The sequence below is a fragment of the Tolypothrix tenuis PCC 7101 genome (assembly GCF_963874875.1).
Taxonomy (GTDB): Bacteria; Cyanobacteriota; Cyanobacteriia; order Cyanobacteriales; family Nostocaceae; genus Aulosira; species Aulosira tenue.
The window spans coordinates 8,356,546-8,371,028 of sequence record NZ_CAWNJS010000001.1; the positions used below are offsets into that span (position 1 = coordinate 8,356,546).

Consider the following 14,483-nt stretch of genomic DNA (forward strand, 5'->3'; position numbering starts at 1 on the left):
CGGAATAAATCTATCAAGTCCACGCCACTTGCTTCAAGTCGGCAAAGCCGCCCAACGCAGTGGCTCCCCTTATTAAGGGGGATTTAGGGGTATCTAAATATGTGCAGCTTCACAGACAGGAAATGTTTTCCTTCCCAATCCCCAATCCCCAATCCCCAATCCCCAATCCCCAGTCCCCAGTCCCCAGTCCCCCACAGGGGATGAAACCACAGTAAAATATTCCACATTATTTGCATAGCAAGCAGCGATGGCAAGAGCAGCAATATCTACCACTCGCAAAGCCAAGTCCAAATCTGTATCTACGTCCTCTGTTCCTACGTGGGCTGATGATACAGAATTGTTGGGATTGGTGTTTGACCTTGAAGCTATTAGTTCTACTTCCCTATATTCGCAGTATACAATTGGGCTTCATGCTTGGTTTCTTGACCAAGTAAGACAATTCAATCCAGAACTCTCGGCTTATCTCCATGATGGCGAATCGGAAAAGCCTTTCAATATCTCAGCGTTGGAAGGTCAACTCGTTCCAACTGGTAGACAGCTACATCTAGAAGCAAAGCAGACTTACCACTGGCACGTTAACGCCCTATCTCCGAGGGTAGCGCAGTTTTTGGGTCAATGGTTAACCCAACTGCCACAAACTTTAGCTTTAAGAGATGCACCCTTGCAAATCAAACAGGTGAGTATTGCCCATCCACCCACAACCTACGCGCAATTGTTGCAGTCATCTGTGGAGAAACAAACTAACATCAGTCTCAGCTTTGTTTCCCCTACCAGTTTCCGCCGCAAAGGTCATCATTTCCCACTTCCAGTTCCTGTAAATCTCTTCCACAGCTATTTGCGCCGTTGGAATGACTTTTCGGGAATTCCCATAGAAACAGAAGCTTTCCTCGATTGGATAGATGAAGGGGTGATCATCCATCAGCATCGCTTGGAATCGGTAAAAGTGGCGGCTGGTAAACGTGGTTCTGTGACTGGCTTTACAGGGGCGATTTCCTGTGGTTTGAGTAAAGCTGCTTTAGCTAATACAGAATTTACCCGCTTGTTTTATGCCTTAGTTCGACTTGCACCTTACTGCGGTACAGGACACAAAACCACCTTTGGACTCGGACAAACGCGCTTAGATTGGTTGGAACCAGAACCAACTACACCCACGCAGTTACTGACAAATTTGCTGGGGGAGAGGATTGCAGAATTAACAGAGATATTCACCGCCCAAAGGAAACGCACAGGAGGCGATCGCACTGATAAAATTGCTGCAACCTGGGCGACAATCTTGGCAAGGCGCGAAATGGGAGAATCTTTGCAAGTAATAGCCGAAGATTTAGAAATGCCCTATACTACCGTGAAAACTTACGTTAAGTTGGCGCGCAGGGCGTTGAAGCAAGACTAGGGACTGGGGATTGGGGATTGGGGACTGGGGACTGGGGATTGGGGATTGGGGATTGGGGATTGGGGATTGGGGTAATGGTGGAGTACACTTTGGTGATGCAGTTAAATTTAAATCTTAAATAAGCATAAATACTAAATAAAAATGTATAGTTTATAACGTTTTTAGTTGCAAAAGTTTAACATTACAAAAGTAAATATTGGCTAAAAGTCTACAATTTAGATGGTAGCTTCCTCAAAAGATATGTGTAACACTAAGGAGCTACTTCAAGCTAATTTTAAACGGAGGTCAGGCAATGGCTATCGCCACCATTAATCCTGCCACTGGGGAGACAATCAAGACTTTTGAGGCGCTGAATGATACAGAAATTGCTGCGAAGCTAGATTTAGCGGGTCAGGCTTTTGAGCATTACCGCAAAACTAGTTTTAGGGAGCGATCGCAATGGCTGATCAAAGCTGCTGAGATTTTAGAACAAGAAAAGGCAGAATTTGGCAAGTTGATGACCCTGGAAATGGGTAAGCCTTTAAAAGCTGCGATCGCAGAAACTGAAAAATGTGCGGCTGTCTGTCGCTACTATGCAGAAAATGCGGCTGATTTCTTGGCAGATGTTTCTGTAAAAACCGATGCTAGTCAGAGTTTTGTGCGTTACCAGCCATTAGGTGTGATTCTCGCCGTGATGCCGTGGAATTTCCCCTTCTGGCAAGTATTTCGCTTTGCTGCGCCAGCACTAATGGCAGGGAATGTCGGTTTACTTAAACACGCATCTAATGTACCGCAATGCGCCTTAGCAATTGAAGATATTATTCGCCGTGCTGGGTTTCCCCAAGGTGCTTTTCAAACATTATTAATCGGTGCAGCGAAAGTTGCTGACTTAATGGCTGATGAGAGAGTCAAAGCTGCTACCTTAACCGGAAGTGAACCTGCTGGTGCATCCTTAGCAGCTGCGGCGGGCAAGCAAATAAAAAAAACAGTCCTAGAATTGGGTGGAAGCGATCCATTCATCGTGTTAGAGAGTGCTGATATAGAGACAGCAGTTGTCACAGCTACTACAGCACGAATGTTGAATAGCGGGCAATCATGTATAGCAGCGAAACGTTTCATTGTTGCAGAAGCGATCGCTGATAAATTTGAAAAACTGTTGTTAGATAAATTTCTGGCTTTAAAAGTTGGCGATCCCATGCAACTAGACACCGACTTAGGCCCATTGGCAACTCCTGATATTCTCGAGGAATTAGACCAACAAGTTCAAACTGCCGTTAAAAGTGGCGGTAAAGTCCTCACAGGAGGACAACTTTTAGCTGATCGTCCGGGTAACTTTTATCCACCAACCATCATCACAGATATTCCCCAAGATAGTGTGATCGCCCAAGAAGAATTTTTTGGGCCAGTAGCCTTATTATTCCGTGTTCCCGATATTGACGCAGCCATTAAACTCGCGAACGCCACACCCTTTGGCTTAGGCGCAAGCGCTTGGACAACCAACAACCAAGAACGCGATCGCTTAGTTACAGAAATTGACGCTGGCGCAGTATTTATTAACGGAATGGTGAAATCCGACCCCCGCCTACCTTTCGGCGGTATCAAACGTTCTGGGTATGGCAGAGAATTGAGCATTCAGGGAATACATGAGTTTGTCAATGTTAAAACTGTGTGGGTTAAATAGAGAGTCAAGAGTCAAGGGTCAAGAGTCAAAGGTAAAAGGTTAAGGATCAAGATTTGTAGAGACGCGATTCATCGCGTCTTTAGTCTAGGGTCAAGGGTAACAAATTATTTCCCTTCCCCTTTCCCCCTTCCCCCTTCCCCCATCCCCCATCCCCAATCCTAATGAGGAAACAAATATGAATACAGCAGAATTATTAGTACAGTGTTTAGAAAACGAAGGTGTAGAATATCTTTTTGGACTTCCTGGTGAAGAAAATCTCCATGTTTTAGAAGCGTTAAAAAAATCTTCCATTAAATTTATTACTACCCGTCACGAACAAGGCGCAGCATTCATGGCGGATGTCTATGGACGCTTGACTGGGAAAGCTGGGGTTTGTCTTTCTACCCTTGGCCCTGGGGCGACAAACTTAATGACAGGGGTAGCTGATGCTAATCTTGATGGTGCGCCATTAGTAGCAATTACTGGGCAAGTGGGAACAGATAGAATGCATATCGAATCCCATCAATATTTAGATTTAGTGGCAATGTTTGCCCCGGTTACTAAGTGGAATAAGCAAATTGTTCGCCCCAGTATTACACCCGAAGTTGTGCGAAAAGCATTCAAGCGATCGCAATCGGAAAAACCAGGTGCAGTACATATCGATTTACCAGAAAATATTGCCGCTATGCCTGTAGAAGGCAAACCTCTGCGTAAAGATAAAATTGAAAAAACCTATGCATCTTTTGCTAGTATTCGCGCTGCTGCTGCGGCAATTTCCCAAGCAGTAAACCCATTAATCTTAGTAGGTAATGGAGCGATTCGCGCCCAAGCAAGTGATGCAGTTACCCAATTTGCTACCCAACTGAATATTCCCGTTGCTAATACTTTTATGGGTAAAGGCGTGATTCCTTACACTCATAACTTAGCTTTGTGGTCAGTGGGATTACAGCAACGTGATTTTATTACCTGTGGCTTTGATAACACCGATTTAGTAATTGCTATTGGCTACGATTTAATTGAATTCTCACCAAAAAAATGGAATCCTGACGGACAAATTCCTGTTATTCATATTGCCCTCAGTTCCGCAGAAATTGATAGCAGTTATATTCCCCAGGCAGAAGTAATTGGTGATATTTCTGATTCTCTGGTTGAAATTTTAAAGTTAGCCGATAGACAAAATAAACCCAATCCCTACGCTATCAGCTTAAAACCAAATATTCGTGCCGACTACGAAGAACACGCCCATGATGATGGCTTTCCTATCAAACCGCAAAAATTAATTTATGACTTGCGGCAAGTGATGGGCCCAGATGATATTGTCATCTCGGATGTAGGGGCACATAAAATGTGGATTGCCCGCCATTATCATTGTCATAGCCCCAATACTTGCATTATTTCCAACGGCTTTGCGGCAATGGGAATTGCCATACCTGGCGCTTTAGCTGCAAAACTCGTTTATCCCAACCGCAAAGTAGTGGCTGCAACTGGCGATGGTGGCTTTATGATGAATTGCCAGGAATTAGAAACAGCCTTGCGCGTCGGTACTCCCTTCGTCACCTTAATATTTAATGATGGTGGCTATGGATTAATTGAGTGGAAGCAAGAAAATCATTTTGGCCCAGGACAGTCAGCTTTTATCCGCTTTGGTAATCCTGACTTTGTCAAATTAGCCGAAAGTATGGGTTTAAAAGGTTACAGAGTTGAAGCTGCTACAGATTTAATTCCTGTCCTTAAAGAAGCGTTAGCCCAAGATGTACCTGCGGTTATCGATTGTCCTGTAGACTATCGTGAAAATCGCCGCTTCACCCAAAAAGCCGGCGAGTTAAGCTGCAAGTTGTAGTCCTCTGATACTACTCGGTTAAGGATTTTCAACTCAGAATTTGGTTTGGGGAAAAGGTGAAAGGGTAAGGGTTAAAGGTTTTTTCTTACCCCTTTTCCCCTTCCCCTTTTGCCCTTAACCGACAAGTATTGAGTCTTCTGGTGCACATCTTCATGTTGGGATAGCCTAACGCACTGCCAACAATATCAAATGCCCAGATACCCGACTTTTTCAAAAATTCGGGTATTTAAATCTCTATCAAGTTAAGTGAAATTACACCTAATACAGTTCAGTTAAGAAAAATAATTGACAACAAAACCAAAAAACTAGTTATACCATTTTGAAAAAAGAACGCGACAGATGGGTGGGGGCACGGCACCTGTAAGATATTTCATATACCAAAAGATTGTAGATGCCGTGCCCCTACAAAGAATGTATCTGTTGCAAACATTATTTGAATTGGTATGATTCAACAAAAAACTCAACAATAATTTTGGAGGGGGTTTGGGGGATTCTCCCCCAATTGAGCTAGCTGTTTCCACAACTGACAAATCAATCACTAATGAACTTATCTGAACTGTATTGCCTAATAATGACCCTTACCAAGGATTACCCACCATTGTAAATGCTGCCCAATAATAAGGATGAGACAGGGATCTATCCGGTTCATCAATACTTGCAGCAGGTAAAGGCAAACTGGACACAGGTTCTAAACCTTGAATTTGACCATTTTTGAGGAAAACTTTGCCTGTAGCCATAGCTACTTGTGCTTGTCTTAAGGCTTCAGCGCGAATAGGTGCGGTTTTCAAGCTTTCGTAGAACTTCGTCATTAAGGCGGCTGTTCCTAAATCGCTGACATACCACAGACTCGCAACACTAGTTTTGACTCCAGCTAGAACAGCTAAACCAGCAAACCCAATCTCTGCTTCTTCGTTTCCGATCGCAGTGCGACAAGCACTTAATACCATCATCTCAACTTGGGGGTCATTTAAGCGTAATTGCCGGATTTGGTCTAAACGTAATTTATCTTCCCACAATTGAATATAGGATTTATTCAAAGTACCTGGCTCAAAGTCTGCATGGGTAGCCATGTGGATAATCCCAAATGGTTCTTGACGACGAACGGCTTTGAGATTAGCTAAAGTCGCTTGTTTATCTAACAGCAACTTACCTTGCCATAGTTTCGTCACTAATGTTGATATTTCCACTGGAACTGCTGGCAAAGGTTCTTGTCCTTGGGTACTTTGGGAAACACCTAAAGCTAAAACTTGGGATTTTTTAATGTCTGTATACAGGGTATTAGTTAAACTAAGACTGGGCATTAAACCCACGCTATATTTTTCTACCAAAAAGCTTTTACCATCGTGAAGGGCTGCCATTGGTGCAGAACGTAAGCCGATGTCTGGCAGAAATACTAAATTGGTGATTCCTTGTGTTTGCAATTCTGCATTGATTGGGGCAATTATCCAATTATAAAGTTGGTGAGATGGGCGCAAATAAAGGTTATTGCCTGGATTGATAACCTCTTGGCGGAATTGATTAGCTGCTTTGAGAACTTTGGTTTTTGTCGCTTCGGGAATGCGTTTACGAATAGGATTACCTTTGCCTGTAATTACTACTATTTCCAGTTGTTCATTATCTTGTTCGGCTGTAGTATTTAGCTGTTTATTAGCTGAAGTAGGTGCAATTTCTACAGGTACAAAACTGAGGTAAATAAATGCTGGTTTAACACCAGTGGCTTTCTCAATTTCAATAGCTATTTCTTTGGCATCATCTGGTGATTTGAGTGTATTACCACCGACACCTAAACGTTGCTCATATTCCCCAGTGAATTTCTCTTCTGGGAGTTCCTCGCCAACTTTTTTATCTTCACCACCACCATTATTATTTACAGGCTCGTCAACTTTTGTTGGTAGACAATTGAAATTGCACACAGGAATATCTGGCTTATTTGTCTGTGTGACGTTGATACCTATCTGCACAGGTGTGGAAGTAGAAACACCATCACTGGCGCGAATGGTGAAGGCATTGAGTACACCAGTAGTATCTGTTGGGGGTGTGTAAACTAAGTTAGAACCGCTTGATACTGTAGTCACACCAGGAACAACAGCCGCACCATTGACAGTTAAAGTACCAGAATTGACTGCATCAATGCGAATGGTAGTGTTGTCGTTGTTAGCATCGGTAACTACTGCCCCTAAACTACCAAAGTTGACTGCTACAGACTGATTTATTTGAGTATTAGGTAATGTTGTGCTGGCTGTTAATGTTGGGGGACTGTTGACAGAATTAATTGTAATTCCGGTGGGAGTGCCACTCGCTGCACCGCCATTAGGTAAGACAGGTGCACTCAAACTACCCGCAGTAATGATGGAAGTTCCCCCAGCGTTGAGTGCGCCTGCTGTACCGTTGACGCTAGCATTACCTACAGTAAAAGGCACATTATCAGGGCCGCCATCATGTTGAATTGTGATGTTACCACCGATAGGTGGTGCAGAGCTACCACCTCCCCCAATGGCGGCAATAATACCACCAGTGGCGATCGTATCTCCAGTAGCTAATGTCCCTGTTCCTCGCACCAGTCCATTAGTTAGGACTTGGACATCACCGCCAGTTACAGTACCTCCCGGTTCCGTCGTGGCTTGGCTGTTGATTGTGGTAAAGGTAATTGTGCTACCAAAAGGATTAGTCGTTCTGAGAGTGACGTTTCCAGCTGTAGCCGTAGCATTACCATCGACATTCAGTGGGGTAGCTGAGGAATTAATTGCACCAGTCGTAATATTAGCCGCAGCAGTTAAGTTTACTGCACCGGATGTCGCCGTATAATTGCCACTCGGCCCGCCTTTGATAACGGATGAGTTAATATTGCCTGTCGTGATACTACCCCTACTACTAGTTGCTTGAACGGTTCCGCCTGTAGCTGACTGGAAACCCCCAGTTGCAGAGGTATTAATATTACCTGTATTGATATTGCCGACAGCAGTTAAATTGACAGTCCCCGCCTGACCCCCAGTCACGTCACTGATATTGGTGCTAAGATTTCCCAGGGTAATCGCACCCCCGCTACTAGTAGCAGTAATATTACCTCCGTTATACCCACCACCGTAGCCTTCACCCCCAAACACAAAGCCACTAGTATTAATATTGCCCGCAATAATGTTACCTGTTGCAGATAAATTGACATTACCGCTAGGAACAAAGTTACCTGTAGTGTTGAGATTTCCTAGTGATAAACTCGCACCGGAGATGAAGATATTACCTCCAGTTGTATTGATAGTATTGCTGGTATTGGCAAAGGTCACAGCACCATTTTGTGAAGTTAGCCGGAAATTACCTCCACTGCCTAAGTTTAGCGTCGCCACACCAGCTGCAGTAGTTACCCCAGGTGTATTCCCAGTAATGGGGTCAATAGTAATATTTCCTGTGGCTTGTAAATCAATATTGGCACCAGCAGTACTCAACGCACCCCAAGAAATAGTATTCGCACCATTATCAGCCAATCCAAAGGGAATATTACTCGGTGTCCCATCAAAAGTACCACCTGCGGCGGCATCAATAATTCTTAAGGTGCTGGGGTCGAGTAACAAAGTCCCCAATGTACCATTAGCAGCAGAAGTATCTACCTGACCATTGAAGGTGAGGAAATTTTTACCCGATACTTCCACAAAACCACCATTACCACTATTCACACCGCCACGTGCTGTAATTTTACCGAGAAATTGGGCGGTGTCATTAGCCCAAGTTATGACCCTTCCCCCATCACCATTGAGGTTACTATCGGCAGCAATTACCGATTTACTGTCAACATAAGTGTTAGTAGCAGTTGGTACAGTTCCCTGACCTTTATAATCGCCACCTATCAAGACTGTACCGCCACCGTTATTCCCAGAGGCGTTAATATTAGCATCAACTAAACCGACTTGTTGACCTAAAATATTAATCTTCCCGCCTGTTGCACCGGAGGCATAAACTTTCCCAGACACAATGGTTGTACCGGGAGTAGTGGGAATAGTTGTGTTAGACGCGGAAAGTTTTACAGTTCCATCAGCATTAGCAGTTAAGCCTGTGTTTCCGACAGTGAGTAATTCTGGTAAAGAGGGAATGGGGATTGTCCAGTTATTTGGTTGATTGCTATTAGCCGCTGACGGTTGAATTTCTAGACTCAGCAAATTACCAGGCTGGCTGAGGCGTACCCAATTTTCCCCCGGTACAGATGTCACTAAAATTTGCCCAGATGGTGCTGTCAGGGTTCCGGTATTTACTACAGTTCCACCTAACAGGCTCAAACTTTGCCCATCAGCCACAGCCAAATTACCAGCATTTAATATAGCTCCTGGTTGACTCATGGTAAAGGCGAAACCTGTGGGATTACCAACTAAAACTGAGTAGTTATTTGCACCAGTAGCATTAAACCAACTATTACCAAAAGCAATTCCGTTGGCTGTGGTGGCGGTAAACGCACCAGGAACATTTAAGCTAGCATTCGGCCCAAAAACAAATCCGGCGGGATTCATCAGATAAAGGTTAGCAGTCCCTCCAGTTACCTGAATTAAGCCATTAATAATGGAAGCATTACCACCTGTCACCCGACCTAAAATATTTTGCAGATTGGGATTGGCTTGGAAGTTAGCAATTTGTTCTGGTGTTAAACCAAACTCTTGAAAACTGTGGAATAGGTTAGTACCATTACTCGAAGTCTGACCACCAGTAATATCCAGCCTGTTGCCATTGGGTGTAACTATAGTATTTGTACTATCGTTAGCAGGTATAATTTGTTGGGCTTGGGCTGTGGCAGCAGTTAGAGTTGCAACTAAAGGGAGGATTCCCAAGCAAAGTGGCTGGGGTTTGGGTAAGCGTCTGAGAACTGAATTGCTGTTTAAAAAAGACTTTGCACCTTTGAGAACGTTAGTGAGAAAATGCTGTGAGGGTTGCTTGTGACGTAAGAAAAAGTGACCAGTGGAGAGTTCAACATCGATTTGATATTTATCAGCCAGTCCTCGCCGTTGCAATGCTTGAGCAATAACCTGTTGAGAACATAACAGTAGTTCTAGCTGGGCTTGTTTAGTGATATTCCCTGCATGGTGGCGGTAATAGTAAAGTGGCTGCTGAATATGTGCAACTTGGGTGACTTCCGAAAGCCGCAAACATAAATCGTAGTCTTCCGCATAATCCGGGGAACCATTGAACCCATCTACTAAGTCATAAATAGAACGACGAATTAGGCGGAATTGAAAAGTCATGAAATCAACTAACAGTCGTTCTTGAGAGTAGGGAATCAGACTGCGCCGACCATATCTAATAACTTTACTCTTGTCGTCAACATCTAGATAATCTGTGTATACAAAGCCGATTTCTGGTTGACGATTGAGGATAGTAACGGTTTTTTCCAAGGCGGTTGGTGCTAAGTAGTCGTCACTATCTACCCAGCCGATGTAGGTTCCTGTAGTTTGAGCGATCGCATCTCGCCGTGCTGCTGTTATTCCTTGATGCGGTGCTGCTACTACCCGCACCCGCCTATCTTGCCCCGCATATTTTTGTGCGATCGCTACTGAATTATCTGTAGAGCCATCATCCCACACCAGCAACTCAAAATCTCGCCATGTCTGCCTCAGGACGCTGGCGATCGCCTCTCCTAGAAAATGCTCCCGATTGTAATTCGTAATGACAATGGAAATCGGCAGTGACATGGAAGTTCTCCAACGCAATTTCTAATCTCTTACCAGCATATTTATCCTATCGGATATCACTGATAATTTTGCAGTGTTAAATGTAATTAAATATATTAATTTTTTTGAATATGCATGGCAAAAATATGATATTTAAATATTACTGTGGCTAAAACAATTTTCCGGAATCTCAACTAGCCAGGTGTTTAACTAAGTAAACAGTAATTAAGCGTATAGTGCAGTTTTACAAAGCTCTAGCGCCTTCTGCAGTTTCTTTGAGAAGGCGATATATTGGCCATGAAACTGATAGCTTATACCTGATAACTGAGAACTTTATACATCATCCATTTCAGTATAGTGAAATGAAAAAAGGTATAAAAACTAATCTTAATTCTGAAGTTTTAATTCCGCAAAGTACGAAAATATATCAAAAAATTGATTCTTTGGGAAGTACCCGCAAGAAATCAATAAAATGTCGATATCAACGCCAGTTTTTAGCTACCGTCCATCAAGCTTTTAACTATATTTTTAATAGGAAATTTTTTATATCATTCTTGTATCAAAGTTTTGGTTTCAAAAGCAGTTTGTTCATTCTGCATTTAATTGGAATACTAGCTGTCACGGGCTTGAAAGCCACAGCTAACCAAAACAGTACTGAGTTAAAAGTACTGACTCCTGAGTCGCAAAATAGTCCTGAGTTGCAAAACAGTCCTGAGTTTCAAAGCAGTGCTGAGTTAAAAGTCCTAAGTCCTGAGTCAAAACCCAATTACCAATTACCAATTACCAATTACCAATTACCAATTACCCAATCCCCAACTCCCCAACCACCAGAAACTACCCCACCAGAATTTAGCCCCCCAAACCCACCACCAGCAGTCACACCAACAACTCCTGAGCGATTTTTCGTCCGCAAAATTAATGTTGTAGATAGCACAGTATTTACGGAACAACAACTAAATCAGGTGGTTCAGCCATTTGAAGGGCGGGAATTGACAGTAGAGGATTTGCGGAAAGCTGCTGATGCTGTAACTCAGCTTTACCTGAACAATAACTATATAAATTCGCGGGCGATTCCCGTGACGCAACAGCCTGGAAATACAGATGGTGTGGCGGTAATTCGCATTATTGAAGGGCGAGTATCAGAAATTGAGGTGCAAGGAACCAAGCGCTTAAACCCTGCATATGTGCGCGATCGCATTCAATTAGGTGCCGGAATTCCCTTAAATACAATTAAGCTGGAAGAAAAACTCAAGTTACTGCGACTCGATCCGCTATTTAATAATGTGGAAGCTAGCCTTCGCCCTACAGGAAAAGTTGGTGAAAGTATTCTCATCGTCAGGGTTGATGAAGCCAATCCTTTTGTCAGTAGCTTGAGTATCGATAACTATTCACCGCCTAGTATTGGTTCGGAAAGATTAGGGATTCAATTACTCCACCGCAACCTAACTGGGATAGGAGATGAACTAGCAGGTGCTTATTATCACACCCTGACAGGTGGTTCTGATCGCTTTGATTTTAGCTATCAAATTCCCCTAAATGCGATGGATGGGAAGTTACGCTTGCGAGTTGCACCCAATCGCAACGAAATCACCCAGCCACCTTTTGACCAGTTTGGTATCAAAGGTGACCAAGATGTCTATGAAATTAGTTATCGTCAGCCATTAATGCGATCGCCTAGAGAAGAATTTGCCTTGTCTTTCGGCTTTACTTATGAAGATGGGCAAACTTTTCTCTTCGATCAACTTCCTACCCCCTTTGGTATTGGCCCTGATGCGAATGGCGTTAGCCGTACCAGTGTCTTTAAGTTTAGCCAAGATTATGTCCGACGCGACCCCCGAGGAGCTTGGCTGTTACAATCGCAATTTAGTTTAGGCACGGGTTTATTTGATGCCACAATTAATAGTGACCCCATTCCCGATAGTCGTTTTTTCAGTTGGCTAGGTCAAATCCAGCGCGTACAGCAGCTAAATAATGATCACCTGTTAATTGTCCAAGCAGACTTGCAACTCACACCAGATAGTTTGTTACCTTCCCAGCAATTCGTCATTGGTGGCGGACAGTCTGTGCGTGGATATCGGCAAAATGTTCGTTCTGGCGATAATGGATTCCGTTTCGCAATTGAAGACAGAATTACAGTGCAACGTAATAAAGCCGGATTATCTACCCTACAGGTGATACCGTTTGTTGATTTAGGCGCTGTTTGGAATCAATCAGACAATCCCAATAAGCTACCCAATCAAACTTTTTTAGCCAGTGCTGGTTTAGGGCTATTGTGGAATCAAGCCTTGGGCATTGATAAATTAACCATGCGCCTAGATTACGGCATCCCCTTTGTAGATTTAAGCGATCGCGGTAATAATGCTCAGGATGATGGGTTTTACTTTAGTATCCGCTATCAACCTTAGAAGTCTGGGATAAGCTTTCGGGCTGGCTAAGTAAAAAATACTAAGTTCAACGGATTTTGCGGAGGGGGTCAAAAGCTGAGAATCTCACCTATAATCTTCATTCCCCAAAATTCCGTTGCAATGATTTGTTATACAGTCGCGATTTTTATTCATCATTAGTTATTTGTTGCTCATATTCTGCAATGATGCTTTGAATATCCTTTGCTGCAATATCAACTTGTTCAGATTTGGCATAAATAGTCAGCAGAATGATTCCCGTTGCTGTTTTGACATAATAAATCAGACGATAGCCACCACTTTTACCCTTTTGAGTGTCGCTATTTTGGACTCTCAACTTGAATACTGCGTAACCAACACCAGGTATTTGATCTCCTGGTAACTCTCCCTGCTCAAGTTGTTCGATAATAGGTTGTATATCATTCCGAATACTGCGATATTTCTTAGCAAGAGTACGTAGATTTCGGTTGAACGTTGGCGAAACTTCAACTTGAATGCAAGGCTGATCAGCCATCTTCAAAGCCTTCCCAAAGTTGAGACAAGGGAATTGTTTGCCCAGTCATAGCTTCTTGCCAAGCTTGCCGGAAATCTGCTAAGACTTCTGCCTGAGATATCTGATCTGGGGCTTCATCATCTGGGATTAAAACAATGACTTCTACACGACTATTTTTATCTGTTGTGAGAGGATGATCTAAGGTTAATTGTCCTTCCTCATTGATTGTTGCCATAACTTTAAGTGCTTTCATTGCTACTTAGAGATGTGAAGTGGTCGTGGTTTGCTTGTTTCAAGTTGCTGATTATCCCAACTGTTGCGATCGCTTGTTGATCAGCCTTATCTAACTAGTACTATTCATCTCCGCCGTTCTTGCAACTTCCGATAAACGGCTTTGACATCAACTTTGTGGTGTGCTAAAGCGACCAAAGTATGATATAGCAAATCTGCAACTTCGCCTGCGATCGCATCGGCATCATCATCCTTAAATGCCATGACAACTTCCGCAGTTTCTTCACCTATCTTTTTCAAAATCTTGTTATCACCACCAGCGAATAACTTACAGGTGTAGGAACTCTCAGTAGGATTGTCACGGCGATCGCAGATTACTTGAAATAATTGTGACAATGTATCGCCTGGTGGAGCAACGATTTGCCCATCTATTTGATGAAAACAACTGCGCTCTCCTGTATGGCAAGCAATATCTCCTATCTGTTCTATGCCAATAAGAAGTGCATCACTATCGCAGTCATAACGGATACTTTGCACTTTTTGCAGATGACCAGAAGTCGCCCCTTTATGCCACAACTCTTGACGCGATCGACTCCAAAACCAAGTTTCTCCGGTATCTAAAGTTTTTTGTAAAGACTCCCGATTCATCCACGCCATCATTAAGACGGTGCCATCAAGATAATCTTGGACTATTGCCGGTACTAGACCTTGTTCGTCATAACGAATTTTTTCAACGGGGATGGCGTTGTGTAGTGAATGCGGTTCTTTAGAGAACATACCAGCTAATTTTTTGCGTGAGAACGATTCCTTGATTCACGATACCATTCTCAATAGGTCAACTCG

8 protein-coding genes are annotated in these 14,483 nt (G+C 43.2%); 4 read left to right on the plus strand and 4 right to left on the minus strand.

Annotation, left to right across the window (positions count from 1 at the left end; all coding sequences use genetic code 11):
• Positions 1-247: 247 nt before the first annotated feature.
• The 3 genes from cas6 to AACU25_RS32915 all read left to right on the plus strand — a co-directional run bounded on the left by cas6 (position 248) and on the right by AACU25_RS32915 (position 4,869).
• Positions 248-1,390 (plus strand): CRISPR-associated endoribonuclease Cas6, encoded by a 1,143-nt coding sequence (gene cas6, locus AACU25_RS32905; protein ID WP_096582907.1) that lies wholly within the window; start codon positions 248-250, stop codon positions 1,388-1,390.
• A 292-nt stretch (positions 1,391-1,682) separates the two neighbouring features.
• Positions 1,683-3,050 carry an NAD-dependent succinate-semialdehyde dehydrogenase gene (locus tag AACU25_RS32910; RefSeq protein ID WP_096582909.1) on the plus strand — a complete coding sequence of 456 codons (1,368 nt, stop codon included), beginning with the start codon at positions 1,683-1,685 and terminating at the stop codon, positions 3,048-3,050.
• A gap of 175 nt (positions 3,051-3,225) precedes the next feature.
• Positions 3,226-4,869, plus strand: coding sequence for an acetolactate synthase large subunit (locus tag AACU25_RS32915; RefSeq protein WP_096582911.1), 1,644 nt, complete (start codon positions 3,226-3,228; stop codon positions 4,867-4,869).
• A 578-nt stretch (positions 4,870-5,447) separates the two neighbouring features.
• On the opposite strand, the gene AACU25_RS32920 is transcribed toward AACU25_RS32915, so the two are convergent.
• On the minus strand, positions 5,448-10,535 hold the full coding sequence (locus tag AACU25_RS32920; RefSeq protein WP_096582913.1) for a CHAT domain-containing protein: 5,088 nt from the start codon (positions 10,533-10,535) through the stop codon (positions 5,448-5,450).
• Between the two features lie 341 nt (positions 10,536-10,876).
• On the opposite strand from AACU25_RS32920, the gene AACU25_RS32925 reads away from it, so the two are divergent.
• The gene (locus AACU25_RS32925; RefSeq protein WP_096582915.1) at positions 10,877-12,919 is read left to right on the plus strand and encodes a ShlB/FhaC/HecB family hemolysin secretion/activation protein; all 2,043 of its coding nucleotides are present in this window, start codon (positions 10,877-10,879) and stop codon (positions 12,917-12,919) included.
• Between the two features lie 145 nt (positions 12,920-13,064).
• On the opposite strand, the gene AACU25_RS32930 is transcribed toward AACU25_RS32925, so the two are convergent.
• The 3 genes from AACU25_RS32930 to hisIE all read right to left on the minus strand — a co-directional run bounded on the left by AACU25_RS32930 (position 13,065) and on the right by hisIE (position 14,417).
• A complete protein-coding gene (locus AACU25_RS32930; RefSeq protein WP_096582917.1) occupies positions 13,065-13,430 on the minus strand; it encodes a type II toxin-antitoxin system RelE family toxin in 366 nt (121 codons plus the stop codon).
• A complete protein-coding gene (locus AACU25_RS32935) occupies positions 13,423-13,662 on the minus strand; it encodes a type II toxin-antitoxin system RelN family antitoxin (RefSeq protein ID WP_096582919.1) in 240 nt (79 codons plus the stop codon). Before AACU25_RS32935 ends, AACU25_RS32930 begins: the two co-directional genes overlap by 8 nt.
• 104 nt (positions 13,663-13,766) lie before the next feature.
• Positions 13,767-14,417, minus strand: coding sequence for a bifunctional phosphoribosyl-AMP cyclohydrolase/phosphoribosyl-ATP diphosphatase HisIE (gene hisIE, locus AACU25_RS32940; RefSeq protein WP_096582921.1), 651 nt, complete (start codon positions 14,415-14,417; stop codon positions 13,767-13,769).
• Positions 14,418-14,483 lie beyond the last annotated feature (66 nt).